Annotated in this window: 31 protein-coding genes and 1 pseudogene; 17 read left to right on the top strand and 15 right to left on the bottom strand. The window is 63.0% G+C overall.

Annotation, left to right across the window (positions count from 1 at the left end):
* Nucleotides 1-202: 202 nt before the first annotated feature.
* Entirely contained in the window at nt 203-1,006 is an 804-nt protein-coding gene (locus BTH_RS22100; protein ID WP_009890278.1) for an inositol monophosphatase family protein, read from the top strand.
* Nucleotides 1,007-1,270: 264 nt separating this feature from the next.
* Here BTH_RS22100 and BTH_RS22095 read toward each other — a convergent pair whose 3' ends face one another.
* From BTH_RS22095 to BTH_RS22085, 3 genes are all read right to left on the bottom strand, one after another.
* On the bottom strand, nt 1,271-1,543 hold the full coding sequence (locus tag BTH_RS22095) for a hypothetical protein (RefSeq protein ID WP_009910405.1): 273 nt from the start codon (nt 1,541-1,543) through the stop codon (nt 1,271-1,273).
* Between the two features lie 1,623 nt (nt 1,544-3,166).
* Nucleotides 3,167-4,000: a GSU2403 family nucleotidyltransferase fold protein gene (locus BTH_RS22090; protein WP_009890275.1), complete on the bottom strand. Its 834-nt coding sequence runs from the start codon at nt 3,998-4,000 to the stop codon at nt 3,167-3,169.
* Nucleotides 3,997-5,136 carry a helix-turn-helix domain-containing protein gene (locus BTH_RS22085; protein WP_009890273.1) on the bottom strand — a complete coding sequence of 380 codons (1,140 nt, stop codon included), beginning with the start codon at nt 5,134-5,136 and terminating at the stop codon, nt 3,997-3,999. The genes BTH_RS22090 and BTH_RS22085 overlap by 4 nt, the downstream gene beginning before the upstream one ends.
* A gap of 559 nt (nt 5,137-5,695) precedes the next feature.
* Here BTH_RS22085 and BTH_RS22075 point away from each other — a divergent pair.
* Nucleotides 5,696-6,894, top strand: a protein-coding gene (locus tag BTH_RS22075; RefSeq protein ID WP_167316233.1) for an IS3-like element ISButh1 family transposase whose coding sequence is annotated in 2 segments (ribosomal slippage) — nt 5,696-6,011 and nt 6,011-6,894 — 1,200 coding nt in all. Because the reading frame shifts where the segments join, the coding sequence is not laid out codon by codon here.
* A 67-nt stretch (nt 6,895-6,961) separates the two neighbouring features.
* Here the strand turns inward: BTH_RS22075 and BTH_RS33880 are convergent.
* Entirely contained in the window at nt 6,962-7,432 is a 471-nt protein-coding gene (locus BTH_RS33880; protein WP_127446392.1) for a hypothetical protein, read from the bottom strand.
* 297 nt (nt 7,433-7,729) lie between these two features.
* On the bottom strand, nt 7,730-8,299 hold the full coding sequence (locus tag BTH_RS22070) for an SOS response-associated peptidase family protein (RefSeq protein ID WP_009890267.1): 570 nt from the start codon (nt 8,297-8,299) through the stop codon (nt 7,730-7,732).
* Between the two features lie 80 nt (nt 8,300-8,379).
* Between BTH_RS22070 and BTH_RS22065 the strand changes: the two genes are divergently transcribed.
* From BTH_RS22065 to BTH_RS22035, 7 genes are all read left to right on the top strand, one after another.
* Nucleotides 8,380-8,844, top strand: a complete 465-nt coding sequence (locus BTH_RS22065; RefSeq protein ID WP_009890265.1) for a hypothetical protein — start codon at nt 8,380-8,382, stop codon at nt 8,842-8,844.
* Nucleotides 8,844-9,125: a hypothetical protein gene (locus BTH_RS22060; protein WP_009890263.1), complete on the top strand. Its 282-nt coding sequence runs from the start codon at nt 8,844-8,846 to the stop codon at nt 9,123-9,125. Before BTH_RS22065 ends, BTH_RS22060 begins: the two co-directional genes overlap by 1 nt.
* A 61-nt stretch (nt 9,126-9,186) precedes the next feature.
* Nucleotides 9,187-9,612, top strand: a complete 426-nt coding sequence (locus BTH_RS22055) for a PAAR domain-containing protein (protein WP_009910666.1) — start codon at nt 9,187-9,189, stop codon at nt 9,610-9,612.
* Between the two features lie 2 nt (nt 9,613-9,614).
* On the top strand, nt 9,615-10,118 hold the full coding sequence (locus tag BTH_RS22050; RefSeq protein WP_025404102.1) for a DUF4123 domain-containing protein: 504 nt from the start codon (nt 9,615-9,617) through the stop codon (nt 10,116-10,118).
* Nucleotides 10,111-10,584: a hypothetical protein gene (locus tag BTH_RS35285; RefSeq protein ID WP_011402208.1), complete on the top strand. Its 474-nt coding sequence runs from the start codon at nt 10,111-10,113 to the stop codon at nt 10,582-10,584. Before BTH_RS22050 ends, BTH_RS35285 begins: the two co-directional genes overlap by 8 nt.
* Entirely contained in the window at nt 10,469-11,071 is a 603-nt protein-coding gene (locus BTH_RS22040) for a restriction endonuclease fold toxin 5 domain-containing protein (RefSeq protein WP_119027180.1), read from the top strand. Before BTH_RS35285 ends, BTH_RS22040 begins: the two co-directional genes overlap by 116 nt.
* A gap of 11 nt (nt 11,072-11,082) precedes the next feature.
* Nucleotides 11,083-11,793, top strand: a complete 711-nt coding sequence (locus BTH_RS22035) for an immunity 52 family protein (protein WP_009890254.1) — start codon at nt 11,083-11,085, stop codon at nt 11,791-11,793.
* A gap of 40 nt (nt 11,794-11,833) precedes the next feature.
* Here BTH_RS22035 and BTH_RS22030 read toward each other — a convergent pair whose 3' ends face one another.
* The 7 genes and pseudogenes from BTH_RS22030 to BTH_RS35280 all read right to left on the bottom strand — a co-directional run bounded on the left by BTH_RS22030 (nt 11,834) and on the right by BTH_RS35280 (nt 15,442).
* Entirely contained in the window at nt 11,834-12,622 is a 789-nt protein-coding gene (locus BTH_RS22030) for a DNA adenine methylase (protein ID WP_009890252.1), read from the bottom strand.
* A gap of 142 nt (nt 12,623-12,764) precedes the next feature.
* Nucleotides 12,765-13,310, bottom strand: a complete 546-nt coding sequence (locus BTH_RS22025; RefSeq protein ID WP_004533951.1) for a lysis system i-spanin subunit Rz — start codon at nt 13,308-13,310, stop codon at nt 12,765-12,767.
* On the bottom strand, nt 13,310-13,807 hold the full coding sequence (locus BTH_RS22020; protein ID WP_004539628.1) for a lysozyme: 498 nt from the start codon (nt 13,805-13,807) through the stop codon (nt 13,310-13,312). The genes BTH_RS22025 and BTH_RS22020 overlap by 1 nt, the downstream gene beginning before the upstream one ends.
* Nucleotides 13,800-13,994 (bottom strand): hypothetical protein, encoded by a 195-nt coding sequence (locus BTH_RS22015; protein WP_004533694.1) that lies wholly within the window; start codon nt 13,992-13,994, stop codon nt 13,800-13,802. The genes BTH_RS22020 and BTH_RS22015 overlap by 8 nt, the downstream gene beginning before the upstream one ends.
* 75 nt (nt 13,995-14,069) lie before the next feature.
* Nucleotides 14,070-15,122: a phage late control D family protein gene (locus BTH_RS22010; RefSeq protein ID WP_009890233.1), complete on the bottom strand. Its 1,053-nt coding sequence runs from the start codon at nt 15,120-15,122 to the stop codon at nt 14,070-14,072.
* Between the two features lie 9 nt (nt 15,123-15,131).
* A pseudogene (locus BTH_RS31810) lies at nt 15,132-15,284 on the bottom strand (tail protein X); the annotation flags it as partial.
* Nucleotides 15,266-15,442: a hypothetical protein gene (locus BTH_RS35280; protein WP_009890231.1), complete on the bottom strand. Its 177-nt coding sequence runs from the start codon at nt 15,440-15,442 to the stop codon at nt 15,266-15,268. The gene BTH_RS35280 and the pseudogene BTH_RS31810, both read right to left, overlap by 19 nt.
* Nucleotides 15,443-15,478: 36 nt before the next feature.
* Between BTH_RS35280 and BTH_RS22005 the strand changes: the two genes are divergently transcribed.
* The 4 genes from BTH_RS22005 to BTH_RS31805 are packed head-to-tail and all read left to right on the top strand — an operon-like array spanning nt 15,479 to nt 17,368.
* Entirely contained in the window at nt 15,479-16,192 is a 714-nt protein-coding gene (locus tag BTH_RS22005) for a hypothetical protein (RefSeq protein ID WP_009890229.1), read from the top strand.
* Entirely contained in the window at nt 16,189-16,635 is a 447-nt protein-coding gene (locus BTH_RS22000) for a hypothetical protein (protein ID WP_223297047.1), read from the top strand. The genes BTH_RS22005 and BTH_RS22000 overlap by 4 nt, the downstream gene beginning before the upstream one ends.
* Nucleotides 16,636-16,643: 8 nt before the next feature.
* Nucleotides 16,644-17,117, top strand: a complete 474-nt coding sequence (locus BTH_RS21995; protein WP_009890228.1) for a hypothetical protein — start codon at nt 16,644-16,646, stop codon at nt 17,115-17,117.
* Complete coding sequence (locus tag BTH_RS31805; RefSeq protein WP_306170338.1) at nt 17,039-17,368, top strand: helix-turn-helix transcriptional regulator; 330 nt, start codon at nt 17,039-17,041, stop codon at nt 17,366-17,368. The genes BTH_RS21995 and BTH_RS31805 overlap by 79 nt, the downstream gene beginning before the upstream one ends.
* On the opposite strand, the gene BTH_RS21990 is transcribed toward BTH_RS31805, so the two are convergent.
* A complete protein-coding gene (locus tag BTH_RS21990) occupies nt 17,319-18,620 on the bottom strand; it encodes a tyrosine-type recombinase/integrase (RefSeq protein ID WP_011402202.1) in 1,302 nt (433 codons plus the stop codon). The genes BTH_RS31805 and BTH_RS21990 overlap by 50 nt on opposite strands.
* Nucleotides 18,621-18,779: 159 nt before the next feature.
* Between BTH_RS21990 and mutS the strand changes: the two genes are divergently transcribed.
* On the top strand, nt 18,780-21,461 hold the full coding sequence (gene mutS / locus BTH_RS21985) for a DNA mismatch repair protein MutS (protein WP_009890225.1): 2,682 nt from the start codon (nt 18,780-18,782) through the stop codon (nt 21,459-21,461).
* Nucleotides 21,448-22,746 carry a hypothetical protein gene (locus BTH_RS21980; RefSeq protein ID WP_009890224.1) on the top strand — a complete coding sequence of 433 codons (1,299 nt, stop codon included), beginning with the start codon at nt 21,448-21,450 and terminating at the stop codon, nt 22,744-22,746. The genes mutS and BTH_RS21980 overlap by 14 nt, the downstream gene beginning before the upstream one ends.
* Here BTH_RS21980 and BTH_RS21975 read toward each other — a convergent pair.
* On the bottom strand, nt 22,726-23,271 hold the full coding sequence (locus BTH_RS21975; RefSeq protein WP_009890223.1) for an FKBP-type peptidyl-prolyl cis-trans isomerase: 546 nt from the start codon (nt 23,269-23,271) through the stop codon (nt 22,726-22,728). The two genes, BTH_RS21980 and BTH_RS21975, sit on opposite strands and share 21 nt — an antisense overlap.
* Nucleotides 23,272-23,339: 68 nt before the next feature.
* Here BTH_RS21975 and BTH_RS21970 point away from each other — a divergent pair, with 68 nt between their 5' ends.
* Nucleotides 23,340-24,527 (top strand): cupin domain-containing protein, encoded by a 1,188-nt coding sequence (locus BTH_RS21970; protein ID WP_009890221.1) that lies wholly within the window; start codon nt 23,340-23,342, stop codon nt 24,525-24,527.
* Between the two features lie 56 nt (nt 24,528-24,583).
* Nucleotides 24,584-24,853, top strand: a complete 270-nt coding sequence (locus tag BTH_RS35755) for a hypothetical protein (protein ID WP_009904701.1) — start codon at nt 24,584-24,586, stop codon at nt 24,851-24,853.
* Between the two features lie 340 nt (nt 24,854-25,193).
* Here the strand turns inward: BTH_RS35755 and BTH_RS21965 are convergent, their stop codons facing one another.
* A complete protein-coding gene (locus tag BTH_RS21965) occupies nt 25,194-25,970 on the bottom strand; it encodes an MBL fold metallo-hydrolase (protein ID WP_009890218.1) in 777 nt (258 codons plus the stop codon).
* Nucleotides 25,971-25,974: the final 4 nt, after the last annotated feature.

Genomic DNA, 25,974 nt, shown 5'->3' with positions numbered 1-25,974 from the left:
TTCGCAAAAAAATGCCGCGAGTCGGGTAAAATTGCGTCTTCGCATGCGGCGCTCGCGCTGTTCGGCCCGCATCCCGCTCTTTGCCAATTCGTCTTCCGTCGGCGAAACGCCCGCCTGCCGCCACCCGCGCGCCCGGCGTCGCTTCGCTGGTTCGATCACCACTCGTGGCGGCCTTGCGTCGCCGGCTTCAGGATTCAGGCTCATGCATCCCATGCTCAACATCGCTGTCAAGGCGGCTCGCCGCGCCGGACAGATCATCAATCGCGCATCGCTCGATCTCGATCTGATCGAGATTCGCAAGAAGCAGCAGAACGATTTCGTGACGGAAGTCGACAAGGCGGCGGAAGACGCAATCATCGAAACGCTGAAGACCGCCTATCCGGGTCACGCGATCCTCGCCGAGGAATCGGGCGAGTCGGGCGACGAATCCGAATTCCAGTGGATCATCGATCCGCTCGACGGCACGACGAACTTCATTCACGGCTTTCCGTACTACTGCGTGTCGATCGCGCTCGCGCACAAGGGCGTTGTCACGCAGGCGGTAGTCTACGACCCGAACCGCAACGACCTCTTCACCGCGACGCGCGGCCGCGGTGCCTACCTGAACGATCGGCGCATCCGCGTCGGCCGGCGCGACCGCCTGGCGGACGCGCTGATCGGCACGGGCTTTCCGTTCCGCGAAAAAGACGGCCTCGACGCCTACACGCGCCTCTTCACCGAGATGACGCAGGCGTGCACCGGGCTGCGCCGTCCGGGCGCGGCCGCGCTCGATCTCGCGAACGTCGCGGCGGGCCGCCTCGACGGCTTCTTCGAGCAAGGCATCAACGTGTGGGACGTCGCGGCGGGCAGCCTGCTCATCACGGAGGCGGGCGGCCTCGTCGGCAATTACACGGGCGACTCCGATTTCCTGCACCGGCGCGAGATCATCGCCGCGAATCCGAAGGTCTATGCGCAGATGATTCCGATCCTGAGCCGCTATACGCATACGCGGCCGGCGGACGAATGAACGGCTTGGCCACCATGCCCGCGTGACGCCGGTCGCGGCGGCGGGCAAGATCCCACGGCCCGCGGCGCTTGACGCGCCGCGGGCCGTTTCATTTCCGGCCTACGCGAGCGAGCCGGCTTGCACCGCCGGCGCGCTCCATCCCGCCGATTTCGAGAAGAAACGCGCAAGCACGCGCTTCTTCATCGCGAGAACGCAAGCCGCGAGGCGACTTCGCGACGCGAACGGAGGACATCGCGCCCTCGTCGCCCACGCGCTCCGCCCGCGTTACCGCACGGCGAAGCCTCCCATCGACGTGCCCGGCTGACAATTGGGCGCGTAGATGTAGACCTGCTTGCTCGCGAGGTACGCCGACGTGAGGAGCGAATACGCATCCTTGTTTCCGTTCAAATACGAGAGGGTGCCGACCGTCACCTCCATGACGCCATTCTTGTCGATGAAAAGCTTGGCGATCGTGCCGGTCGTGCACAACGTATCGGCATGCGCGTAGGACGAGGCCAGAAGCACGGCGGAAACGGCTGCGGCAAAAGTCTTTTTCATTTCATTGTCCTAAATAAGAAGGATTGGCGATTGAAAAACTGACTGCATGCACCCTTGCACTACCTCTACTCAACTCCAACGACATTCGGGTATTCGAATATGCGCCGCCGTCCGGTACGCAACCGTATTCGGCTTTTTCCATTCGAGAGCGGCGATCGAAACGCTTCGGCTGACATACCGACGTCCAACGTTCGGCGCCTGCCGTTTTGCACGCCCACACACGAAACAAGCGGACACGGCGCCCCCCGGCTCCGCGGAGCGCAACGCGCATTCCAATGGATTCCAACGCAGGAGGTCGCATCAGCGGCCGCAGCGGCCGCATCGGCAGCGGGCGCTACGCGCATCGGTCATCGAACAATCACGAGCCTCTCATCGCGGCGTGATCGCGCGCAAAACAAACCGGCGCACGTCCGCGCATCAGGCGCAACCCCGGCCAAGCCGACAAGATTCGATGAGACATCACAAGTCCCCTTTTTCACGGGATGCTGCCAATCTCCGCGACGGCATCGCAACGTTCGATGCCGTTCGCTCTTTCCCGCTACTTCCCCGACTTCCGCGATTCCGCGTCGTCTCGGCCGGTCCAGCCGATCAGCGGAGCGCAATACTTGAAACGATTATCTTCAGGATGAGATATCCGACAACGCCGAATTTTGGATTCTTCTCCGTCGACGCTGTACGGTCTCTTTCTTTATTCAACGCGTCGATCTACCGTCCTTATCGCTTCGGCCCATACATCCATGCCGATCACGAGTTTTTAAATTCATTCGATTTTGGCGTTCGAGAGAGACTATTACCTCCGATCCATCAAAACCAATGGTATTAATTTATCCGCCCCGTCGACCGATAGGATTTGACGCCATCGATTACGGAAACGGCAATATAAACATCATCATGCAAATATTTTTCCTCGCAAAAAATAAATCATTGAATAGTGATATCGCAAAATTTTTCGTATGGCGCCAATGATGCTATTTAATTCGCGCCCTACGACGAACCTAGCCCGTCCGCGTGCGCAATACGCGGCCTGAAGACTGCGCCGTACGCAGATGCACAACGATCGCTCGCCGAATCGAGTCGAGTCGATATGCGCAAACGAATGATCGAACGAGCCTTGTCGCGTCGATCGAGCGCAGGATGGGCTCGATACCGAATTTCGACATCGCTCGCCGCCTCGGCTGCCCTTCTGCGAACGTGTCGCCAGGCCGTCGATAGCGCGCGACGCGTGCGGATCGCCAGCGAATCGACGCATTGGCCATCCGGCCAGCTTCGCGCGCCGGCCCGACAAGGTAAACTCTCACCCAATTCCGTATACGCAGACAGATATCCGCAAGATGGCCACCCAAATCGACGCCTCCTCCGACGCAGCGGCAACGGCCGCCGCGCAGCACACGCCGATGATGCAGAGGTCTTTTTGCCATATCTGACAAGGCATCGATCGAAAAGCTACGCCAAAACCTACGCTTACCTTTTGCGGATCGGCCGCGTCCGACCTGAAGCTGCCGTACGAAATGTCGAACTGCTTTCGTTGAAGGAGTCACTCAGGCGCCCCTTTATCCAGACTCGCGCCAGTTCCGTGAAGACTGCACTAGGCCGGCTCAGGCAGCGCCTAACCATAACCACGTACTAGATGTCGCCGAAAAGTTCTTCGAAGCCTTCCCTGCACAGCTGCAGCATCGCTTCAGGGTCCAGCTTGTCATCAGGAATTTCTGCCGCTTCGCGGATGACGTCGTTCATCTCCGAGAAGAGTTCTTGCACGCCTTCGCGGACCGACTTTCGCTGGTTGGCATGCAGCGTCGCCTCCAGTTCCTTCCAGATTGGAACGAGATCATTCTCGACTACTCCGTAGAAGATCTGGAGTGTGCCGTGGATGTATAGCACGTCCTGAGCGCGCTTTTTCCCCTCCCGCCTGTCCCGGATCAAAAGTTTCTGAATCATGAAACTCACCGGGTTCGGCACGCGAAGATCGGCCACAGCCTCGTCAAGCCCAGACTCTTCTTTCGGAATGGTCACAAGCCAAGGTTTAAACAGGAGGACTTCGAGGAACCGGAGCTTTTGCGCGACGATTCCTGCGTACCGTTCGGTTGCGTCCTCCTTCAATCCTCCTTTCCCGTCGCGCTTCTTCCCGCTCCCCGTGAGCGGGGTAAGAAACTCAGCGTAAAACCCGTTTTCATCGCCGTCCAGGTTGTAGCGCATCGCCGGCGGCCTGAACCCACCAGCAAGGTTTGGCTGTTCAGTGAAGCCAGCCCCTTCCAATGCCGTCTTGATATCGCCTTCTATGAGTTCGCGCTTGTCGTAGGCCACGTCCGCGTCCTGTGTGAAGATCGGCTTATGGTCCGCCGTGTAAGCACGCGGCTCGTACCCGTACAACCGGAATGCCCATCCGCCGACAAAGACGATGTGCTGCCGCCACGGCTCCAGGGTTAACGCAAGTCTGCTGAATTCCGCGAAGCTGCTCATACTTTCTCTCCTACTACTTTTGCCAGAACGCCGTGCTCGAGCTCGGCGGCCTGCTCGGCACCGCGCGTCGGGTCGGCGGAGACGTCAAGCCATGTCTGGATGATATCGGTCACCCAGACTCCATCACACATGACGCGCCCGCGAAGCAGCGATTGAGGGTACTGGTGCTGCTTCAGGATCACATCCGGCCGTTCGCCCTCGCGCGCACGCTTCAAGCCCCGCCAGCCTTCAGCTGCTGCGAGGTCGGGCACCCACAGGGTCGTTATGGCGCCGTGAACGTGCCCTACGCGCAGAGCGTTGGCCGCCGCAAACTGCCCGAGCGTCGCCCCGTTTTCGCGCTTGAGCGTCTTTCGTAACTGCTGCTCCTCGGGAAGGCCTCCCGCCAGGAATTTCATCGGCACGCTGGCGGCCGGTTTCACATACGCTGCCTTCCAACGATGCGCAAGCTTGCGTCGCTGCACGATCCGCAGATGGGGCGCGAACTCGACCAGGCCCTCCTCTTTCAGGGCATTGACGAGCCGAGTAGCGGTCATGACCGCAACGCCAGCTTCGCGCGCAAGCTCGCTCGCCGTCATGTATTTCTTCTCCGGGGCATTTATCAGGTTCTCACGCTTGATGTCGGCCGCGAGCAGAAGCTTGAGCATCCATTGGGCGAGGTCGGAGAATACGAGCGTCGGCGGTGCCGAATGACTGCTGCGCCGCACGGTCACCGGCTGCTCATCGGCCTGCAGCTCCGGAAAATCTGCGTACAGGGGCACGTCGGAGAGGATGGCAAGCGGCTCACCGTTCCCGTACTCCCTGTGGAAGCTCACCAGCTTTTTGATAAGCGCGGGCGATGCGATTCCCACCCAGAGGACGACAGCCGGGCGTGATCGGTCTTGCCGCGCGTTCGCGCGTGCGCGCGACTCCAGCAGAGCTTGCGAGAATAGTGGGATCGCGCGATCGGCACGGCCTTCGGTCAGCGCCTTCAATACGGCGTGATACGTCTGGCCACGGGGGCTCGTTAGAATGAAATCTGCACCCTTGCCGTCCTCGCCCTTCTCAACGACGTCCCAGCCTTGGCTTTGGAAAAGCGAATGCACGGAGTGGCGCGCGAGGCGGTTGGCGGCTCCGGTTACGAAGTGTAGGTCGCTCATATCACTCGCCCATGTTATTTCAGCTGGCCATGTCGAATCACATGGCCACGTTAATTCACACGACCATGTTACGCTTGCGGTCACATCAAGGCAAGCGGAACTGCGCACCTCCAACACTCCATACAAGAAACAAGAACTAATCGAATGGCTAAGATCGCACCGGCGCACAAGGGGCACTGGTAAGCTCGCGCGTCCAAAGTAACTTTCCGCCGAACCCATGAAAACTCCGTCGCCCGACGCCCTCGCAGGCTATACGCCAGTGATTCAGAGGTCTTTCCAGCTTATCTGACAGGGCCTTGACCAGAAAGCCACGCCAAAACCTACGCTCGACTTTTTCAGGATCGACCGTTCCCGACCCTGAATGGCCATTCAAGACATCCGCGCAGACGTCTTGTGTATATCGAATAACGGACGGCCAGCAAATTCGCGGTAGATCATTCTCAAGCCATGCATCCTAGCTATCCGTGGAGCGGCCCCACGTATCTGAGGACACGAGGACTCTCTTAAAATAAGGGATAGTCTTGTGCCTATCAGTAAGCCTAGTCATTACGTGGAAAGCATCGAAATTCTGACCGAGCCGGAGCGCCGTCGTCGGCGCACGGCGCAAGAAAAAATCGCCATCGTGCAGGAAACATTGGAACCGGGAGCGTCGGTGTCGGCCGTTGCACGTCGGCACGGCGTCAATGCCAACCAGGTGTTCGGCTGGCGCAAGCAATACCAGGAAGGCAGTCTGGCGGCGGTGAAGGCAGGCGAAAGCGTTGTGCCGGCATCTGAGCTGGCCGCCGCCATCAAGGAAATCAAGGAACTGCAACGGCTACTCGGGAAGAAGACGCTGGAGGTCGAAATCCTGAAAGAAGCCGTGGAATGGGGCCGTTCAAAAAACCTGATTGCGCGCTCGCCCTTGCTGCCGGGGGACGACCGATGAAGACGGTCTGCGAAGTTCTCGGCGTGGCGCGCTCTGCCGTGGCGGTGAAGCGAACTCGCTCGTCCGACTGGCGCGATGGTCGCCGTGCCCGCGTGACCAACGATGCCGGGCTGGTCGAGGAGATTCAGGCCCATGTGGCGCATCTGCCGACCTACGGCTACCGGCGTGTCTGGGCGCTGCTGCGCCGCAGTCGGGAGCAGACCGGTGCGCCGTGCATCAACGTCAAGCGCGTGTATCGGGTCATGCGGGAGCATCAGTTGCTGCTGCGCCGCCCCGGCGTGCGGCGAGACAAGCGGCGACATGACGGTCGCGTTGCCGTGGACCGCAGCAACACCCGCTGGTGCTCCGATGGCTTCGAGTTCCGGTGCGACGATGGTACGCCGCTGCGCGTGACGTTTGCGCTGGACTGCTGCGACCGCGAGGCGATGAGCTGGGCAGCGACGACCGGCGGGCATAGCGGTGATGTGGTGCGCGACGTGATGCTGGCCGCCGTCGAACAGCGCTTCGGCACCACGCAGGCCGCGCAGCCCATCGAATGGCTGACGGACAACGGCTCGGCCTACATCGACCACCACACGCGCAGCTTCGCTCGCGAACTGGGTCTTGAGCCGCTGACCACGCCGGTCCGTTCGCCGCAGAGCAATGGCATGGCCGAATCGTTCGTGAAGACCATGAAGCACAATTACGTCGCCTATATGGACAAGTCTGACGCACCAACAGCGCTCTCGCGTCTGGCTATCGCGTTTGAACACTACAATGAGCGCCACCCGCACAAAGCCCTGAAATACCGCTCGCCTCGCGAGTTCAGGCGTAATGCGGTGTCATCAACCTAACGGTGTCCGCGTGTCCTGAGTTACAGGGGCAACTCCAGCATGGGTCTTCTGCCTTATATGGCTCTCGTCAGTTGCTTATTCGGGACAAATCGCGCAGATGTTCGCCAATCCGCCAGAACATTGTAAGGTTCAGCGCGGTAAGGACTCCAGTGTTGGCCCAACCTACGACTGCTCGACCATAGGTACTCAAGGTCGCGTCGATTACAGCGGTGAGTACCAGCGATGTAATAAGGAATTTCCATCCGACGGTAACGGACAACGGTAAATAGCGCGGAAGAAATTGCTCGCCACTCTTGCCGTTGCATGAAAACAGGTAGAGGAGCCCGCCGATGGTCGTTGCGAAGCTTAGCCAAGTGCCCGCGAGGGCCCAAGGCGATAAGAACAGCGCAGGCACGGAACTACCGATCGAAAATTGAAACCAGTCGAATACGAAGATCGCAAAAAAGTAGTAAAACGTCGCACGATCCGAAATATTGCGCTCAGTTAGTTTGCGCTTTACGTGGCGAGTGCTCCAGATCAAGCGATAGTCGATATGCATAGAGGTTAGGCCACAGAGTCGCTTCTGAGTTTTGTACAGGCACCGGGTGCCGCGAAAGCTTACCGCAAAATGCACAATTTGCCACTACCAAATCGCATCAGTAAAGGCCACATATGATTGGAACTGCAAACAGCACCAGTTCCGGCTGACTGCTCGTGGCTGGTAGCAATCCAATCGCGATCGACGTCTTCCGCCCCACCGCAGCCTTTCAGGAGAAGCCGTTCAAAGTCCACTTCAAAGTTGATTTGAGATGATCACTGGCGATATATTGACCGACCGATCGGCCTTATTGGCATACTATTTGGACCTACCCGTCTCCGCTGGATCCTGTGGCTTGTGCATGCGCGACATAATCGCATGCCCTTCGGCATTCACCGTGATCATCGACATCGTGAGCAGGTCGTTCCCGTTCGCGCCTTTCAACGTCCGCCAGATCCCTGCAACACAATACGGACGCCAACCGGTCACGCCGATTCGATGCCAGACATTTCGACCGGTCTCATAGCACGGTTCGTAAATCCATTGCGTCGGAATCAGACAGCGGCGACCTGCCCGCCACGCCGGCCCGTATAGAAGCGATCGCCCGAGGTTGTCGTCGCGCACGTTCATTGTGCTACGCATGATCGGCGGCGCTTTGCCCTCGGCCTTCGCCTTCTCTATGTTCGCTTTCTGCAAGGCGCGCGGCCAGTAGCCGAATCCGGCGAGCAGCGCCTCGACGCGTCCATCGACCCTCGCCACGATCGGCGCAAGACAGTCTGGATAGACCTCTGGATCCCACGGCGTTCGCCGCCAAAGGTCACGCAGCGCGGGAAGCTTCAGTTCGGCGAGGCCTTCGGGCTCACTCGGCGCGCGGTAATTCGTACACATTTCCGCCCCCCGTTTTCGATGCTTGACCAATACATCCTCCTTCGCGATATACTGGATGCCCATACAGTATTTTTCGTATGATGAAACCTCGCTGGGCGTACATTTGGGAGTACGGCTTCGCAGGAAGTCGGGAAGTGCTGCGCACCCCGATCGAATTGACGCGCGACGAATTCGAGGCATGGGTTGACGAAGATCCGCGTGCGTCTGGTCTCGTGCACGCTGCGCCGTTAGAGCACACCAAGATCGACCGCAATCGCGTACCGCTTCGAAACGCGCGTTTCAGGTACAAAGCCGCGATGCCCGAATTCGACGCGCCGAATACAGAGGAACTGCGCGCCATGTGGCGCACGCACACCGATCCGGAGGTCCGTTGCCTGCTTCTCGAGATCGTGATGCTCCGAAAGTCCCTCACTGAAATCAAGACATGGGTCGACAGGGTCGACCAAGAGGTGGTCGACAAGGGGCCGTTCGGAGGCCCGCAAGGACACTTTCAGCGACTGCGCCATCTCCTCCGACGGGAGATGCAGCGCGCGGGGATGATGTGATGACGATGACGTACGACGATGAACTTCGCGAGTTCGGCTGGACCGCCGTCAGCTCATATGGCTATACGCACAAGAGCGGATGGTCGATCGGCGTTTATCGAGTTCGGGACCGTTGGGTTACGCTTCTTTGGGATGCGCATTCGATTTACGACGAATACAGCGATCCGCTCGCAGCCGCCAAGCACCACGCGTCATTGACGTCCGACGATCAGGAAGACACGCCGACGCGAGATGCCGCACAACTGACAGAACTGACAGGTGTCGTGACTGCACAACCGTAACAGTCGCCCGCCGGGCGCGCTCGATGGTAAATTTGCACGCAAATTTCCATGAGAGGGGCCAGTGGTCAAGCGCGCGATCATCTGCGTCGGCGACACGACGACACACGGCGGCAAGGTGCTCGAAGGCGCGCCGACGTTCACGCTCAACGGACGCAATGTGGCCGGCGTCGGCCACAAGGTACTTTGCCCGCGCTGCAAGGGCATTTTCCCGATCCTCCCCGACTTGCTCGGCCGCCGCTACCCGCACACGATCGGCGAGCGCGACACCGCCGTCGAGGGCATGCGCACGGCCTGCGGCGCGGAGTTGATCGCATCGCAGGGCACCGGAACGATCGACGACGTCGGCGCGGGCGAGCGCGGGAACGGCGGCTCGCCCGGCGGATCGGCAGCCGTAGCGGCGGCCGCGGTCGCCCCTTCCCCCACGCTCTGCCTCGAATGCCTGAAGGCGGCGGCCAAGAATGCCGCGACGATGGTCGCACGCGGATGACTATGACGCAACCGAGCATCAACGCGCATTTCGAGATGCGCCGCCAGCAGGTCACGCTGCCCGCGCGGCTCTTCGCGGTGGTCGACGCGCTGCTCTTCGCCGAAGCGTCGGACGCCCCGCCGCTGCGGCGCGCGAACTATTCGATCGCGCTGTTCGACCGCACGCCCGACGCGTCGCTCGCCGAGCATGGCCCGTGGCTGATCGATTACGCGCTCGCGCCGGGGCCGATCCGGCGCGTGCTCGCCGAGCTCGCGGCCGGGCCGATCGGCATGTCGTGGCTGATCAGCGCGTATCCGTTCGAGCGGCTGGCCGCCGAGTTGCGCGAGCACCTCGACGTGCGGTTGCCGGACGGCCGCACCGCGCTGCTCCGGTTCTACGACGCGCGCATCATGCCCGACATCGCGCGCGTGATGAGCGACGCGCAGCGCTCGCAATTCTTCGTCGCGACGTACGACTGGCTCGTCGAGATCGACGGGCGGCTGACCGGAGTGCATCCGCATGCTTGAACTGAGCGCAGAACAGGTGGCCGGACTGGCGCAGATCGACGAGCGCGGCTTCGTCGAGCGCGTTCGGCAGGATCTCGTGAAGGAGAATCCGGCGTTTGCCGACGACGACAGCCTGTCGTCCCGCCTATGGACCGCGTATCGCGCCGCACGCACGTTCGGCATCGAGCGGGACGAGAACGTCGTCGCGTTCCTGAGGCTCGAGGCGTACGCGCCGGGCTTCTACGAGAAGCCCGCGACGAAGGCTTGGCTCATGCGCCCCGGCCGCTCGGCCGACGCGCGCTTTCATGACTATCTACGCGTCATCAAATGGCGTATCGAACATCCGGACGGAGGGCTGGAACATGGCGGGATTGGTATTTCCGGTAATAGAAGCGGCGGCGGTGGAGCTTGGGCCGATCTTGGCGCGCGTTGGCGTCGCCTTGTTGGGCGGCGCGACGGTGGCGGGAACGGCGAGTCTGTCGGGTGATACGCCGAAGGAGAACAGCAAGGCGACGCCGGATGTACGGGCATTGCCGCGCACCGGCGAAAGCTGCAAGAAATGCCCGCCCGAGGAGACAGGGCGCGCAATTCGAGCGAACCATCATATGTCGCCGCACGCCCGTATGTACCAAGGTCGCGTCACGGGACGTCCATACAGCGTCGACGAACGGTGGAGCGAAGAATGGAAATGGTTCGGTACGGATTTCGACGGCTTCGTACCCGCCGAATGCCTACTACAAGAGGCAAAGTCACGCTATGCCAAGTTTCTCCGGCGCAATGTCGAGGGTGAGCTACAGCCGCGAAAGTGGTTCGAAGGCTTTGCCGACATGCAAGATAACCTCATTCGCCAAGCTACAATCGTCAATGCGAATCCACCGGCGCGCCTGAAGTGGTATTTCGAAGAAGCCGACGCACGCGAATACATGCTCCCCGCCCTTATCCGCAACAAGGTGCAATCGGTCGTGCAACCGTAACTCGAGTGAATATGGATATCAGCCTCCAATTCAAAGATGCATCATTGACCCCGACGAGCTTCGAGGAAATTCTGTCACGCATTCATGTCGTGACATCCGCACTGACCACCCTCAACCCGAAGTTCAATACGTGGTTTGCGCAGGGTAGTAGCCGAGATGAAGCCTTGCTGTATCCGGTGTTCGAAGAGGGACATCCGACGACTGCGATCCTCGCTGTCTTGAAGCAAAAGTTCTCGAAAAATCCGCCCACCTCGTACGTCGCGCTGTGGGATGGCGACGAGAACGAAGACCAAGGCGCGACCATCGCGTGCCACGTCAATTCCGCCGGTCTGCCCAACACATTCGAACTCTCACTGTTCGATGCGCCTATCCTTCGCGATCTGAATGCCGTGGAAAAAATCGTGCGCGCAACGATCACAGCCTTCGGTCCCGCATACGTCTGCGTGGCACCACGAAGCTACGTTACGAAACAGGTTTTCGATGACAAGCCGGGGGTCGGTTGGATGCTTTACTTGCCCCGCGTCATCACACAGCAGCAGGTTCCCGAAGCACGTGCATTGATCCCCGTAACGACCGACGGAAAGAAGCAACAAGGCACGATCATTGTCAGCACTACCGATGCCCCTTTTTCCATGCAGGTTCCCGAACACGTCGAGGTCGCGAACCGCATCGAGATTCGGCTCGTCGATCAAGATCTGCTGCCCGCATTCTCCGACATTTAATCGCTGGTTGGCGCGACTCGCATCGCGCCAACCCATTCCGTCAGAAAAGTCCCGCCGGCTGCGCCGCATCGTCCCAACTGAAGATGATCAGTTCGCGGCGCTCGACGCCCTTCCCGCCGCCTATCGTGTACTGAATCGGCACGCTCTCGATATGGAAACCGGCGAACACGCGCCGGATCTCCGGATGGTCGTTGAGGCTGACGATCGCGCGCCCCTTGATCGACCGCAGCCGCTCGGCCATCTTCTCGTATTCCTCGAATGGAAACGCAACGCCGTACCCTTCCGTCTCGAAATACGGCGGATCGAGGTAGAACAGCGTGTGCGGCCGGTCGTAACGATCGATGCAGGTCGCCCAATCGAGCCGCTCGATGTACGCGTTCGCGAGCCGGATGTGCGCCGCCGATAGCTCTTCCTCGATGCGCAGCAGATTCAACCCAGGCGGATGCTCCGTCCGCGTTCCGAACGTCTGCCCTTCGAGCTTCCCGCCAAAGCAACTTTTTTGCAGGTAGTAGAACCGCGCCGCACGCTGGATATCGGTGAGGGTTTCCGGGACCGTGTGCTTCAGCCACTCGAACACCTGCCGGCTCGTCAGCGCCCATTTGAACTGACGCACGAACTCTTCGAGATGGTGCTGAACGACGCGATACAGGTTCACCAGTTCGCCGTTGATATCGTTGATCACCTCGACCTTGGCCGGCGGTCGCATGAAGTACAGCGCCGCCCCGCCCGCGAAAACCTCGACGTAACAATCGTGTTTCGGAAAGCGCGGGATGATGTGGTCCGCGAGACGACGCTTGCCGCCGATCCAAGGAATGATGGGATTTGCCATTGTGAAAGCCGTTTTTAAACTTGATGTAGAATCCGGCCCGCCTACGTAGGTAAGCAGGGCCTTGGCCAATTCACTGGCGCATTCAGTGGAAAGGCGACCGGCGCGCGTGTTCCCGCACGCACGCCGGTCGCCCTGTTTCTCGTTACTTCTGGTCGCAGCCCGGCGTTTCGGGCCGCACTGCACATACGTAGCCCTGTAGGGCCGTCAGTTTGTCGATCTCGCGCTGATCGTCGCCGGCGACGCCGAAAACGCGTTCCGCAACCGCTGCGTCGACGTCTGCATAGGCGGCGGCACCATCGCCCACGCCGGTGGCGCTGGAAGCGCCGGGCACGCCGTCGCCACCGGCTGCCGTGCAGTGTCGGACGGCGACGCGCAGCCGCTCAGTGCCAGCGGCAAGAGCAGCCCGCAGGCTGCGACTCTCTGCTTCATGCTCGTTCCTCTCCTTCGTGGTTCGTTGGTCGACGGCGGCCACCGCCGACGCAGCGGCATCGTGCGCGGCGATCGCGCGCTGCTCGGCATCAAGCGCGGCGCGCGAGATCGTGCCCAACGCTTCGGCATGCCGCTGCGCGTCGAGCGCCCGCGCGGCCTGCTCGTCGGCAAGCCGATGTGCGCTGATCAGGTACTCGGCGCCCGCGCCAGCCGCCATGCCAAGTAGCGCGGCCAGCAGATACGAAGCTGCTTTCGGCATCACAGCCCCCGCTCGCAAATCGCGCGCTCTTCCGCCCGCCGCTTCACCAAACCGGGCAACACCCGGCCCCGCGCCGTTACCCATTGCGGGCGGCCGTCGTCGGCTTCGTTGATCGCGCGGCACGCGCCGCGCAGGTCGCCCGCGTTGAAGCGCCTCGCCGTCGTGCTGGCGCAGTAGGCGTTCGCGCCGACGTTGTATGCAAAGCTGACGGCCGCCGCGAGCTGATACGGACGATCTTTCAGCCCCGGCGTGCAACGCAGCACGGGTTCAGCGTGCGCGATCAATTGCGTTTCGAGCGACTGGCGACACTCGGCCTCGCTGTATGTCCTGCCAACGATGACGTCGCGCGTGTCGCCCATGCACTTCGTCGGAATGCCGACCGGATCGAGGTAGCCCGCCAGCTTGACGCCCTCGAACTTCGGCACGATCACCGTCAGCACACCGGCCGCGATCGCGCCGACGACGCCGGCGAGCGTCTTCTTCGGCAACTTAGCCATGCTTGCCACCTCGACGCCCCTTGTTCTTGATCAGGTAGTAGCACTGAAGGCAGATGTAGCCGCCCGTCAGAATCGACACGAGCAGCGACGCCCACCAGTTCGCATCGTGCCCCGATGCCCACAGCCACAGCGACGACGCAACCGGCGGGGCGCTTTTCGCAGCGCTCGCCGCAATTTCGCTTTTCACAGTGATTAACTCCACAAATAGAAAGAGCCGCTCCGGTTGCCCGTGAGCGGCTCTGCTGCATGCCCGGCGTCCGCGTTACCGCTGCGGCGCGGGAATGACGAGATTGATCTTCTTCGCCTGCTTCTTGCCGTGTCCGGCTTTCGCCTTGCCCTTGTTGCCGGCGTTGAGCACGACCTCCGTCTCCCAACTGCGGCCGGCGTATTCGTGCGTCACCGACTCGACGAGGAAATCGCCGTCCGCATCGCGCTTGAAGCCCTTCAGCGTCACCGTCTTTTCCGCCGACACGTCGGCGCGGCCGAGCATCCGCAAGCGGCTCGTGGCCGTGTGCCGGTTCAGCTTCGCCAGCCGCGCGGATGCGGCGGCCTTCGCCGCCTGCGGGCTCGCGAACGCGTGCCGTTCGGTATGCACGGCCGCCGCACCGGGCGGCGCATCCGGATTCGGGATCACGAGATCGATCTTCTTGCCCGACTTCGCGTCATGCACCTTCGTGCGCACGGCCGCGAAGCTCGCGCGATCCGGAAACGAGATCTCGTAGTCGATCAGTTGCTCCGGCGTGAGCAAGAGCGCCGGCAACACCTTGCCGCTCGCGCTCTTGCCGCCGCCGATCGGCGTGACGATCAGCTTGCCGGCCTTCACGGTCGCCGTCGCTCCGTACTGCCGCGCGATCCGCGTGACGAAGTGCAGATCGCTTTCGCCGAACTGGTCCGCGCGCGGCACGACGACGTCGATCGAGCACGCGGCCGCCCACTTGTTGCGCCGCGCGATGTCGCCGACGACGTCGGCAAGCTTCGCATTCGACCAGCTGCCGTAGCGGTGCGTCTTCGACGTCGCCCGCAGGTTCGCCGGCCGCCCCCGGATCGCCACCGTCGCTGGCGGCCCGCGCAATACGATCTCGTCGATCGCGTACTCGCCGAGCAACGACAGCCCTTGCCCCGCCCAGCCGAGCGAGATCTTCAGCGTCGCGCCCTTCGGCGGAAAGCGGATCACGCCGTCACGGTCGTCGAGCTCGATTTCGCACTCGTCCGCCTCGAGGCCCGGCTTGTCCGTCGTCCGGATCCGCAGCACGCGATCCTGAATCGTGCGCGTGATGTCCGCGCCGTTCGCGATGATCTGGAATATCGCCTGCATCGCCCGCCCTCACGACCAGAGCTGTATCGGCTCGTCGCGCGGCGCGTCGAGATCCGGCAACGTGATCAACACGCCTGCGCGGAACGGCTGCGGCTCGCGCGCGAGGCCCGGATTCGCCTCGTAGACGGCTTCGACGGTCCCGCTCAGCGTGCCGTAGCAACGAAAGCAAGCGCGCGTCTCCGCTCGACCTCGCGACGGTCGTCGCGGAACTGCGCGACGTACATGGCCTCGACACGAAAACGATCTGCAAGCGCCTGAACGTTACGGACCAAACCATTCGCGACGTCGGCCTGCTCGAGCAGGCACCTGCGGAGATTCATCAGTTCGTCCGCGACGGCTCCATCTCCGGCACGCTCGTGATCGAGCAGATACGACGGCACGGCGCGGAACGGACGCTGGAGCGGATCGTCTCGAGCCTGTCGAAAGCGAAAGACGCGGGCAAGACGAAGGTCACGAAAAAGCATCTCCACACGGCGTCGCCCAAGAGCGTCGCGGCAACGGCCGCCGCCGAGCCTCAACGGAAGATTGGCGAGCAACATGCAAAGCAACTTTTGCAAGCGCTGCAAAGCGTGTTGCACGATCCGGGCTTCGGCAAGTTGTCGCCGGGCACGATCGCAGGCGTACATCGCGCGTTGACGGGCTTCGAAGACCTGCTCGATGCCGTGCCGACGCGTCGGCCGAAGTATCCGATCGCCAAGGCAAACGAGCATGGCGTGTATGAGCCATCGGAAATCCTGTCCGCGCCCATCTCGAAGCGCACCGGGCGCGCGTCCGTCGAGATTCGGCTCGCGCAGATCGCAGAGGGCGATTGGGAGTTCGGTTTCTCGTACGCCTTCAACAGCGCGGGCGGCTCGTCGCCATGCAAGCGCATCGACGGCGAATCCCCCGGCCGGTACAGGACGCGCGTCGAAGCGATCCGGGCTGCGGTTCAGGTGCTCACCCGCACCCTCGAAAGCACTAGCGCTTCGAAGGCGAAGGAAATGGCAGGCGTTCGGCGGTGGCTCGACAAGCTGTTCACGATGCCCGACCCCGACTGGACGCCCGAAATGGCGCGGGAGGCAGCCCAATGACCCCGCGCCCGGCCCTTTCTACCCCACGTCCGCTGCCGCGAAAGCGGGAACGCGCGAACAAGCGCCCGGCTATCACACTGGCGAGCGTCGACGGCAACGCGGTTTCAAAGCGTGTGCGCGGGCTCACGCCCGCAAAGGCAATCCAGAAGAACGACACGCCGCGTGCGCGGCGAAAAGCAATCCAGAGAAACGAAGCCCCTGCGGATGCCCGCAGGGGCATGCACGCACGCCTCGACGCGCTTTGCATCGAGATCCGCGCCCTTGTGAGCGACGTCTCGCACTCGGCCGACATCGTGCTGCTCGACCTGATGGCCGACGATGCCGGCAGCTACTCACGGCACAGAGCGGCGCAGGACGCCCGCACGTGGGCCGCAGCCGCCGGCGTCACGCTCGAAACGGGTTTGATGCAGCTCGGCCGGGCGATACCACACGAACAGAATTGAGGATGACCATGAACGACGAACAGAACACCGCACCGAACTGGTTGCAGGAAGGCGATCTGCTCTATCGCCTCACGATCGACACGCATCGGCAAAACCATGACGAGATCTATGTCACGCTGGCCGAAGGATCGCGAGACATACGCGCGCGAGCGGCGCGCGCGGCCGAGCTTCGAGAAGCTCTGAAGGGACTCGGATCCAATGGGTTCCCCGATGGCACCTCGGCCGAAGCGCTCACGAAGCTCAGAAGGCTCATTGCGGCCGATGGATATGCTGTCTCGTTTCGGACGATGCAGCAGTATCGATGCGCGTTGCTACAGGCGATCGACAACACGAGTCCCGTTCGCTCGGCCCCGACCGCGATGACGCAAGAACAGTACGCTGCGATCGAGTTTGCGCTTGGCGCATGCGCCGGACATCCGGCCGGCGAACAGCATGTGGCAGCACTCGAATCACTGCTCTCGGGGGGAGGCAACCACGCATGACCGTCGCGATGAAGCCCATATATCTCGACATTGCATCGGTATCAGCAGCGGTCTCCCTGTCGCCCGCGGTCATCCACAAACTCGTCCGCCAAGAGGAGTTTCCGAGGCCGCGCGCCCTGTCCGGGCGACGCGTCGGCTGGCTCACGCGAGAAGTGGAAGAATGGGCAGAAGCTCGAACGCCGTCCGAGTTCCTCCCGCCGCCTAACTGCGGGACCGGCCGGAGGAAGGCGACGATTGATGCGACCGGGTAGCAGCCTCCAGCTTCTCGTCGAGCTTCGTCAACCAGTGCCGGCGCTCGGCGTCATACGAGTGCCGGTTATAGATGCCGCCGACGCCCGGCAACATGTGTCCAAGAATCGCCTCACCGATCTCGTACGGACATCCGAGCGCAGCCAATATCGTGCGCGCCGTTCTACGCAGATCGTGAGGTGCCCAATGCGTCACCGGAAGACGCGGCCGCTCCTGTTCCGGTCGCGTCACGCTATAGGGCATGTGGCAATGAACGGCTTGTCCGAACACTTTTTGCTGCATGTGCCCGCCCCGCTCTGCCGGAAACAACCACCCCTTTCCATAGCGCTCTAGGCGTCGCCTCACAATCGCATCCGCGCGCCCGACCAACGGCACCCGAAGATCCGTAGCTTTCTCATGCCGGGCGCTCTTGGTTTTGACCTTGGGAATCGTCCACCACAAGCCGTCCCGCTCCTCGGTAATTTCAGTTCCCTCCATCGCGCAGATCTCGGCACCACGCGTCCCGGTCCAAAGGTAAAGCGTCAAAGCGTCCTCAACGTTGCGGCTGAAATTTGGCAGCCAGGTGATCAATGCGCCCACTTCCGCATCAGTGAGAAAGCGCTTTGCCGTGCCCATTGGTTGCCCTTGGATCCGCCGGCCGTTGCTGCGCAGCCGTCCGCGCATGATTTGCCGCCACCAGTTCGATGCTGACTCCGGCAGCCGGCCAGCATCGAGCGCGTAGTCCCAAGCAGCTCCAAGCTCAAGTCGAAGCCTTGACGCCTGCACGGGAACGTGCCGATATGAGTCGATCTTGCTGAACGCGCGCTCGCGCGTCACCTCGACGGCGGGTAAATCCGCGATATCCCCCAGCATCGTCCGAAACATCCGGGCCACTTCGGCCGCGCCCTTCGACTGCCGATTGCGCTCGACGTGCCCTGTCAGGTAGGCCGAACAGATATCGCGCACTGTCGGAGAATCCCCTTGCTGTACCATAACGCCGACAGAATCGTTTGCTTGTCGTTTGGCAAGCGCCGGATCGTTGCCTACGTTGCGCGCCTGTTTCAGACGCTCCCATTCAACGGCCGCAGCAGCGATCGACAGCGCGGGCCATTCGCCGATTTTGATTTGTCGCATGCGCCCGTCGACGGGCGACTTGTAACGGTAAATCCAACTGCGACGCGATGCCGTCGCCTCGAGCCTGAGCCCCGGACAGCCGTCGATTTTCAGGTGTGCACCGGGTGAAAGTTGCTTTGCCGTTCGGGCGTCAAACCGCATTCAGACCTCAGCGTAGGTTTCCGCCACGCACGCTATATCAGCGGCGTAGGCTTAGGTTCCAGAAGACCCGAAAAGCTACGCTGACAATGAGAATTTAGCAAGATGTCGAGAGACGGGGAGATTCGATCACGAAGACCCCGAAATGGACGGAAAGCCTTGATGGATAAGGACGTGCAGGAAATTACGGATTCAAAACAGCAGCTTACGGAAGCCGCATTCAGCAATCATACGCCGATGATGCAGCAGTACCTTCGCATTAAGGCGGAGCATCCCGAAACGCTCGTGTTCTACCGGATGGGCGACTTCTACGAGCTCTTCTTCGAAGACGCGGAAAAAGCCGCGCGCCTGCTCGACCTGACCCTCACGCAACGCGGCGCATCCGCCGGCACGCCGATCAAGATGGCGGGCGTGCCGCATCACGCGGTCGAGCAATACCTCGCGAAGCTCGTGAAATTCGGCGAATCGGCGGCGATCTGCGAACAGATCGGCGATCCCGCGACGTCGAAAGGCCCCGTCGAGCGCAAGGTCGTGCGTGTCGTGACGCCGGGCACGCTGACCGACGCCGCACTGCTGTCCGACAAGAGCGACGTGTTCCTGCTCGCGCTTTGCGTCGGACACAACAAGCGCGGCGTCGCGTCGACCATCGGCCTTGCGTGGCTCAATCTCGCGAGCGGCGCGCTGCGGCTCGCCGAGATCGCGCCGGACCAGCTCGGCGCGGCGCTCGAGCGCATCCGCCCCGCCGAGATCCTCGCGGCCGACGGCGCGATCGAAGCGGTGCCGGCCGGCACGGGCGCGATCACGCGCGTGCCGGCGTGGCACTTCGATATCGCGTCGGGCACGCAACGCCTCTGCGATCAACTCGAAGTCGCGAGCCTCGACGGCTTCGGCGCGCAGGCGCTCACGAGCGCGAACGGAGCGGCGGGCGCGCTGCTAATCTACGCGGCGGCGACGCAAGGCCAGCAACTTCGCCACGTGCGCAGCCTCAAGGTCGAAAACGAATCCGAGTACATCGGGCTCGACCCGTCGACGCGGCGCAACCTCGAACTCACCGAAACGCTGCGCGGCACCGAATCGCCGACGCTCTATTCGCTGCTCGACACCTGCTGCACCGCGATGGGCAGCCGCCTGCTGCGCCACTGGCTGCATCATCCGCCGCGCGCATCGGTCGCCGCGCAGGCACGCCACCAGGCGATCGGCGCGTTGCTCGACGCGCCCGTGCACGTCGGCCTCGACAGCCTGCGCTCGGCGCTGCGGCAGATCGCCGATGTCGAGCGAATCACCGGCCGCCTCGCGCTGCTGTCCGCGCGGCCACGCGATCTGTCCAGCCTGCGCGACACGTTCGCCGCCCTCCCCGCGCTGCGCGAACGCGTGGCCGAGATCGCGCCGAACGCTGCCGCGCTCGGCCGCCTCGAAGCCGCGCTCGAGCCGCCGCCCGGCTGCCTCGATCTGCTCACGCGCGCGATCGCGCCCGAGCCGGCGGCAATGGTGCGCGACGGCGGCGTGATCGCCCGCGGCTACGACGCCGAGCTCGACGAGCTGCGCGACATCTCGGAGAACTGCGGCCAGTTCCTGATCGATCTCGAAACGCGCGAGCGCGCACGCACCGGCATTCCGAACCTGCGCGTCGAGTACAACAAGGTTCACGGCTTCTACATCGAGGTCACGCGCGGCCAGACCGACAAGGTGCCCGACGACTATCGCCGCCGCCAGACGCTCAAGAACGCGGAACGCTACATCACGCCCGAACTGAAGACGTTCGAGGACAAGGCGCTGTCCGCGCAGGAGCGCGCGCTCGCCCGCGAACGCGCGCTTTACGACAGCGTGCTGCAAGCGCTATTGCCTCACATCGAGGGTTGCCAGCGCGTCGCGAGCGGCCTCGCGGAGCTCGACCTGCTTGCGGCATTCGCCGAGCGCGCCCGCACGCTCGACTGGGTCGCGCCGGAATTCATCGACGAGATCGGCATCGAGATCGACCAAGGCCGCCATCCGGTCGTCGAAGCACAGGTCGAGCAGTTCATCGCGAACGATTGCGCGCTGAACTCCGATCGGAAGCTGCTCCTCATCACCGGTCCGAACATGGGCGGTAAATCGACGTTCATGCGACAGACGGCGCTCATCGCACTGATGGCGTACGTCGGCAGCTACGTGCCGGCGAAGGCGGCGCGCTTCGGCCCGATCGACCGCATCTTCACGCGCATCGGTGCGGCGGACGATCTCGCAGGCGGCCGCTCGACGTTCATGGTCGAAATGACAGAAGCTGCCGCGATCCTGAACGACGCGACGCCGCAAAGCCTTGTGCTGATGGACGAAATCGGCCGCGGCACGTCGACGTTCGACGGCCTCGCGCTCGCCTGGGCGATCGCGCGCCATTTGCTGTCGCACAATCGCTGCTATACGTTGTTCGCGACGCACTACTTCGAGCTCACGCAATTGCCCGCGGAATTCCCGCAAGCGGCGAACGTGCATCTGTCGGCGGTCGAGCACGGCCACGGCATCGTGTTCCTGCACGCGGTCGAGGAAGGCCCGGCGAACCAGAGCTATGGCCTGCAGGTCGCGCAACTCGCGGGCGTTCCGGCGCCGGTGATTCGCGCCGCCCGCAAGCATCTCGCGCACCTCGAGCAGCAGTCCGCAGCCCAGGCGACGCCGCAGCTCGATCTCTTCGCCGCGCAACCGATCGTCGACGAGCAGGAGTGCAACCAGCCGCCGGCAGCGGCGCCGCACCCGGCGCTCGAGCGCCTGCTCGCGCTCGATCCGGACGACCTGAAGCCGCGCGACGCGCTCGACCTGCTCTACGAACTGCGCGCGCTCGCCCGCTCAGGCGCAACGGATGCGCAACGCTGACGGTATCGCGCCGCGCGCAACGCTTCGCTCGCGCGTCGCCGCTTGCGCGCTCGCTTGCGCGCTCTCGTGGGCGCCGGCCGGCGACGCACTGTCCGCATCCGCTTCGTCGCAGGCGGGCGGCGAGCCTTATACGTTCGCCGTCTTGTCCGGGGTGATCGCGTCGGCTGACGACGAACCCCGGGCTCGGCGCCTGCTGGATGCGATCGCGCGCGACCGCTCGGTGTCGTTCATCGTCTACGAGGGCAACCTGAAGGGACCGAAGGAAGCCTGCCGCGATCAGTTGTATGAGCAGCGCAACGTGCTGTTCACGGCGTCGCGCGTGCCGCTCGTGCTGCTGCCCGGCCAGTATGACTGGGCCGCTTGCGGCACGCGCGATGCCGGCGCGTACGATCCCGTCGAGCGGCTCGACTTCCTGCGTCAGAACGTCTTCACCGAGCCGGCGTCGCCCGGCGCGAATCCAATGCCGCTCACGCGCGAAAGCGAAGTGCCGCGCTTTCGCCCATATCGCGAGAACGTTCGCTGGGTCCGCGACGCAACCGTGTTCATCGGCCTGAACGCGCCGGGGCCGAACAACCGCTACCTGACGGCGGGCGGTCGCAACGGCGAGTTCGAGGATCGCGCCATCGCGAACGCCTTCTGGATCGATCACGCAGCCGAGTACGCGAAGCGCCGCAAGGCGCGCGCGCTCGTGGTCTTTCTCGAAGGCGACCCGCAATTCGATCGCTACGAACGTTCGGAGCGCTTCGGATGGCTGCGTTTCAACCGCCCTCGCGTGCGCGACGGCTTTCGCGAATTCAAGCGAGCGTTGGTGAAGGCCGCGGCGGTCTTTCGCGGCTCGATCGTCGTCGTGCATCCAAGCGGCGAGCCGCTCGCGAACGGGTTCAGGATTGACCGTCCGCTACGAGACGACAAGGGGGATCTGGTCGGCAATCTGACGCGCGTCGCGATCGCGCCGCATGCGCGTCTAACTCAATGGGTGCGAATCGGCGTGGATTCGGCGAGGCAGCCGATGTTCAACGTGAGCCTGCAAACCGTACCGAGACATCTGCCTCAACCGCCCGCGCTGCCCTTCGTGCCGCATGACGATACGCCGTTGCCCGACATGCCCGAAATCCCGGCGCCGCCGGCGCTGCCCGATTCGAGCGCGAGCGGCGCGATGCCGCCCGACTACGGCGAATGGCATGGCGCGCGCGAAGGTTCATTCGACCACCACGCGCCATCGAGCGCGACACCCGGCGAGACGCAGGGCGTCGCCGCACCGGATTCAATGCAGGGTACGCGCTGAACCGCTGCCTTCGTTGTCGTCGTCCTCGTCTTCGTCGACGATCTCGAGCCCTTCCGCGCCGTGCGCATGCTCGTGCTCGATTTCGTCTTCCGTCGCTTCGCGCACGTCCTTGACGGTCAGCGCGAAGCGCAGCGCCATCCCGGCGAGCGGATGATTGCCGTCGAGAACGACCTTGTCTTCCGCGATATCGGTCACCGTGTAGATCAGCGAATCGATTTCCTCGTCGCCGTCCTCCGGCGTGCCTTCGAATTGCATGCCGACTTCGAGCGGCTCGGGGAAACGGTCGCGCGGCTCGATCTTCACGAGTTCAGGATCGTAATCGCCGAACGCATCCTGCGGCTCCAGCTGGACTTGCGTCTGATAGCCAGGCTCCTGGCCGTCGAGTTGTTCCTCGATCTTGGGGAACGTGCCATCATAGCCGCCGTGCAGATAGACCATCGGCTCATCGCTCTCCTCGATCAGATTGCCTTGCGCATCCGACAGCTTGTAAGCGACCGATACGACAGTGTTTTTTGCGATTTTCATCCAATTCTCCCAAGTACGACAGCCATTATACGATGCCCAAACGGCCACTACCCGAACCGTCCGGCCGTGTGCGCGAACGCACTCGCGCGCCGCTGTCCGAGGCGCCCACCCCGCTTCTCGGCAATCTCAGTCCCGCGCAATTCATGCGCCGATACTGGCAGAAAAAGCCGCTTCTGATTCGGCAGGCGATCGCCGACATCGCGCCGCCGCTGTCGCGCGACGCGCTGTTCGAACTTGCGGCCGACTATGACGTCGAATCGCGTCTCGTCACCCATTTTCGTAACAGATGGCAACTGGAACACGGACCGTTCGAGCCCGAGAATCTGCCGTCCGTGAAGCGCCGCGAATGGACGCTGCTCGTGCAGGGGCTCGATCTGCATGACGACCGCGCCCGCTCGCTGCTCGAGCGTTTCCGGTTCGTGCCGGACGCGCGCCTCGACGATCTGATGATTTCGTACGCGACGGACGGCGGCGGCGTTGGCCCGCATTTCGACTCGTACGATGTGTTCCTGCTGCAGGTGCACGGCAAACGCCGCTGGCGAATCGGCGCGCAACAGGATCTGTCGCTGCAGGAAGGTTTGCCGCTGAAGGTCCTCGCAAATTTCGAGCCGACCGAAGAATGGGTGCTCGAACCCGGCGACATGCTGTATCTGCCGCCGCACGTCGCGCACGACGGCATCGCGCTCGGCGAGTGCATGACGTGCTCGATCGGCTTCCGAGCCCCGTCCGCAGGCGAGTTGCGCGCGCAGTTCCTCTATCACCTCGCGGAGCGCGGCGGCCTGCGCACCCGCGCGAGCGACGACGCGCGGTACCGCGACCCGGCGCAGCCCGCGGTCGACACGCCCGCGATGCTGCCTGCGTCGATGGTCGAGCGCGTTGCCACGATGCTCGCCGGAATCAAATGGGACGAACGCGATATCGGCGATTTTCTTGGTTGTTACTTGAGCGAGCCCAAATCGAACGTCGTTTTCGAGCCGCCGCTGCGGCGGCTCGGCGAAGCCGCATTCGTCGCCCAGGCGTCCCGCAAAGGCATCCGGCTCGACAGGAAAGCGGCGTTGTTGTATAACGCGCGCTCGTACTTCATCAACGGCGACGCGCAACCGCTCGCAACCGCGGCGAAATGGCTGCCGGAACTGGCCGATACGCGTCGGATGGAGGCGAAACGGTTTGTAACACTCTCCCGGGACCCCGCCATGACAGCCCTGCTGCACGAGTGGTATTGTGCGGGCTGGATACGGGTGGGCGACATGAGGTAGAGTTGCCCGGCCGTATGCCCATACGAACGCATGTTTTGTATGGGAAAGACAACGTATTGACCCCGCATTTGTCGACGGTCGATAGGAAAGTGCATATAATTTCCGCCCAAGCCGTAGGGAAGATTCACGCTCTAGAAGTGCATCTCCACCAGCGGCCCAGGTCGGTGTTGGAGCACATTACCGGTATTGTTTCGCGCTGTTGCTTACCTTTAACCATAAAAGGACGTGATCATGAAGAAATCCCTCCTCGTAGCTTCCCTGTTGGCTGCCGTTGCACTGGCTGCGTGCAACAAGAGCTCCGAGCAAGCTGCTTCGTCGGCTGCTAGCGACGCAACCGCCGCTGCCGCTTCGGCCGCTTCGGGCGTTGCCGCTGCTGCTTCGGACGCTGCTTCGAGCGTTGCTGCTGCTGCGAGCGATGCAGCTGCTGCTGTGGCGTCGGCTGCTTCGGCAGCGACGGCTGCTCCGGCTTCGGGCGCAAGCCAGTAAGTCCGCGTCAGCATCAGCTGAAAAAAAACCGGCCCGTGGGCCGGTTTTTTAACGTCCTTTTTACGTCCTTGGCCCGGCCTTGCGGGCCCGTCGGCCCCGCATCGGCGTTGCGCGGCCCGTCGGCGCCGTGCCGCGCCCGAACCAGCCGGCCCCGGCGTGCGCCGGCTCGCCGGTCGCGCATCAGCGCAGGCTGAGCCAGCCGAATCCCCCGTCCTGCGACGCGACGAGCACGTCGTCCGCCTGCCCTCCCCAAGCCGCCGCAAGCGCCGCCTGCGCGAGTGCGGGCGCGTTGTTCTGCTGGCTCAGGTGCGCGGCCACCAAGTGCCGCAGCCGGCTGCGATCGAGCTCGGCGAGGATCGCGGCCGCCGCATCGTTGCTCAGATGGCCGTGCGAGCCGCCGATGCGCGCCTTCAGCGACGCCGGATAGCGGCTGGCCGCAAGCATCGCGACGTCGTGATTCGCCTCCAGCACGAGGCCGTCGCAGCCGCTCAGCACGGTGCCGATATGCGGCGTAGACATGCCGACGTCGGTCAGCACGCCAAGACGCGTCGCGCCGTCGCTGAAGACGAACTGGAGCGGTTCGCGCGCATCGTGCGGAACGGTATAGGGAAGCACGCACAAATCGCCTACCGCGGCTGTTTCGTCGCCCCAGAGCACGCGGAGATCGACGCCGGCCTCGTCCGCGCCGACCGCGCGCGCGGTGCCCCAGCTCGTGTACAGCGGCAGCGACGCCCGGCGGGCGAGTGTCAGCGCGCAACCGACATGGTCGCCGTGTTCGTGAGTGACCAGGATCGCATCGAGATCGTCGACGCGCAAACCGACACGTGCGAGCCGGCGTTCGAGCTCCTTCGCCGAGAAGCCGCAGTCGAGCAGGACGCGCGTCGTCGTCGCGCCACTTGACGCTTCGACGACGAGCGCATTGCCTTCGCTGCCGCTTCCGAGGCTCGCGAATCGCACGCGC

Origin of the sequence: Burkholderia thailandensis E264, from assembly GCF_000012365.1 — a bacterium.
Taxonomy (GTDB): Bacteria; Pseudomonadota; Gammaproteobacteria; order Burkholderiales; family Burkholderiaceae; genus Burkholderia; species Burkholderia thailandensis.
The sequence above is the reverse complement of the archived record's forward strand: the minus strand, read 5'-3'. Positions and strand labels throughout refer to the sequence as shown.

Excerpts from the sequence above, each read along its gene's own strand:
- BTH_RS33880 (WP_127446392.1), bottom strand. The coding sequence starts at position 7,432 with ATGCATATCGACTATCGCTTGATCTGGAGCACTCGCCACGTAAAGCGC.
- BTH_RS22085 (WP_009890273.1), bottom strand. The coding sequence starts at position 5,136 with ATGAGCGACCTACACTTCGTAACCGGAGCCGCCAACCGCCTCGCGCGC.
- BTH_RS22010 (WP_009890233.1), bottom strand. The coding sequence starts at position 15,122 with ATGCAGGCGATATTCCAGATCATCGCGAACGGCGCGGACATCACGCGC.
- BTH_RS31805 (WP_306170338.1), top strand. The coding sequence starts at position 17,039 with ATGCGCCGGACATCCGGCCGGCGAACAGCATGTGGCAGCACTCGAATC.
- BTH_RS22100 (WP_009890278.1), top strand. The coding sequence starts at position 203 with ATGCATCCCATGCTCAACATCGCTGTCAAGGCGGCTCGCCGCGCCGGA.
- BTH_RS21990 (WP_011402202.1), bottom strand. The coding sequence starts at position 18,620 with ATGCGGTTTGACGCCCGAACGGCAAAGCAACTTTCACCCGGTGCACAC.
- mutS (WP_009890225.1), top strand. The coding sequence starts at position 18,780 with ATGGATAAGGACGTGCAGGAAATTACGGATTCAAAACAGCAGCTTACG.
- BTH_RS21975 (WP_009890223.1), bottom strand. The coding sequence starts at position 23,271 with ATGAAAATCGCAAAAAACACTGTCGTATCGGTCGCTTACAAGCTGTCG.
- BTH_RS21995 (WP_009890228.1), top strand. The coding sequence starts at position 16,644 with ATGAACGACGAACAGAACACCGCACCGAACTGGTTGCAGGAAGGCGAT.
- BTH_RS35285 (WP_011402208.1), top strand. The coding sequence starts at position 10,111 with ATGCTTGAACTGAGCGCAGAACAGGTGGCCGGACTGGCGCAGATCGAC.
- BTH_RS22020 (WP_004539628.1), bottom strand. The coding sequence starts at position 13,807 with ATGGCTAAGTTGCCGAAGAAGACGCTCGCCGGCGTCGTCGGCGCGATC.
- BTH_RS35280 (WP_009890231.1), bottom strand. The coding sequence starts at position 15,442 with ATGAATCTCCGCAGGTGCCTGCTCGAGCAGGCCGACGTCGCGAATGGT.
- BTH_RS22030 (WP_009890252.1), bottom strand. The coding sequence starts at position 12,622 with ATGGCAAATCCCATCATTCCTTGGATCGGCGGCAAGCGTCGTCTCGCG.
- BTH_RS22090 (WP_009890275.1), bottom strand. The coding sequence starts at position 4,000 with ATGAGCAGCTTCGCGGAATTCAGCAGACTTGCGTTAACCCTGGAGCCG.
- BTH_RS22000 (WP_223297047.1), top strand. The coding sequence starts at position 16,189 with ATGACCCCGCGCCCGGCCCTTTCTACCCCACGTCCGCTGCCGCGAAAG.
- BTH_RS22050 (WP_025404102.1), top strand. The coding sequence starts at position 9,615 with ATGACGCAACCGAGCATCAACGCGCATTTCGAGATGCGCCGCCAGCAG.
- BTH_RS22035 (WP_009890254.1), top strand. The coding sequence starts at position 11,083 with ATGGATATCAGCCTCCAATTCAAAGATGCATCATTGACCCCGACGAGC.
- BTH_RS22065 (WP_009890265.1), top strand. The coding sequence starts at position 8,380 with ATGAAACCTCGCTGGGCGTACATTTGGGAGTACGGCTTCGCAGGAAGT.
- BTH_RS22070 (WP_009890267.1), bottom strand. The coding sequence starts at position 8,299 with ATGTGTACGAATTACCGCGCGCCGAGTGAGCCCGAAGGCCTCGCCGAA.
- BTH_RS22095 (WP_009910405.1), bottom strand. The coding sequence starts at position 1,543 with ATGAAAAAGACTTTTGCCGCAGCCGTTTCCGCCGTGCTTCTGGCCTCG.
- BTH_RS22025 (WP_004533951.1), bottom strand. The coding sequence starts at position 13,310 with ATGCCGAAAGCAGCTTCGTATCTGCTGGCCGCGCTACTTGGCATGGCG.
- BTH_RS22060 (WP_009890263.1), top strand. The coding sequence starts at position 8,844 with ATGACGATGACGTACGACGATGAACTTCGCGAGTTCGGCTGGACCGCC.
- BTH_RS21980 (WP_009890224.1), top strand. The coding sequence starts at position 21,448 with ATGCGCAACGCTGACGGTATCGCGCCGCGCGCAACGCTTCGCTCGCGC.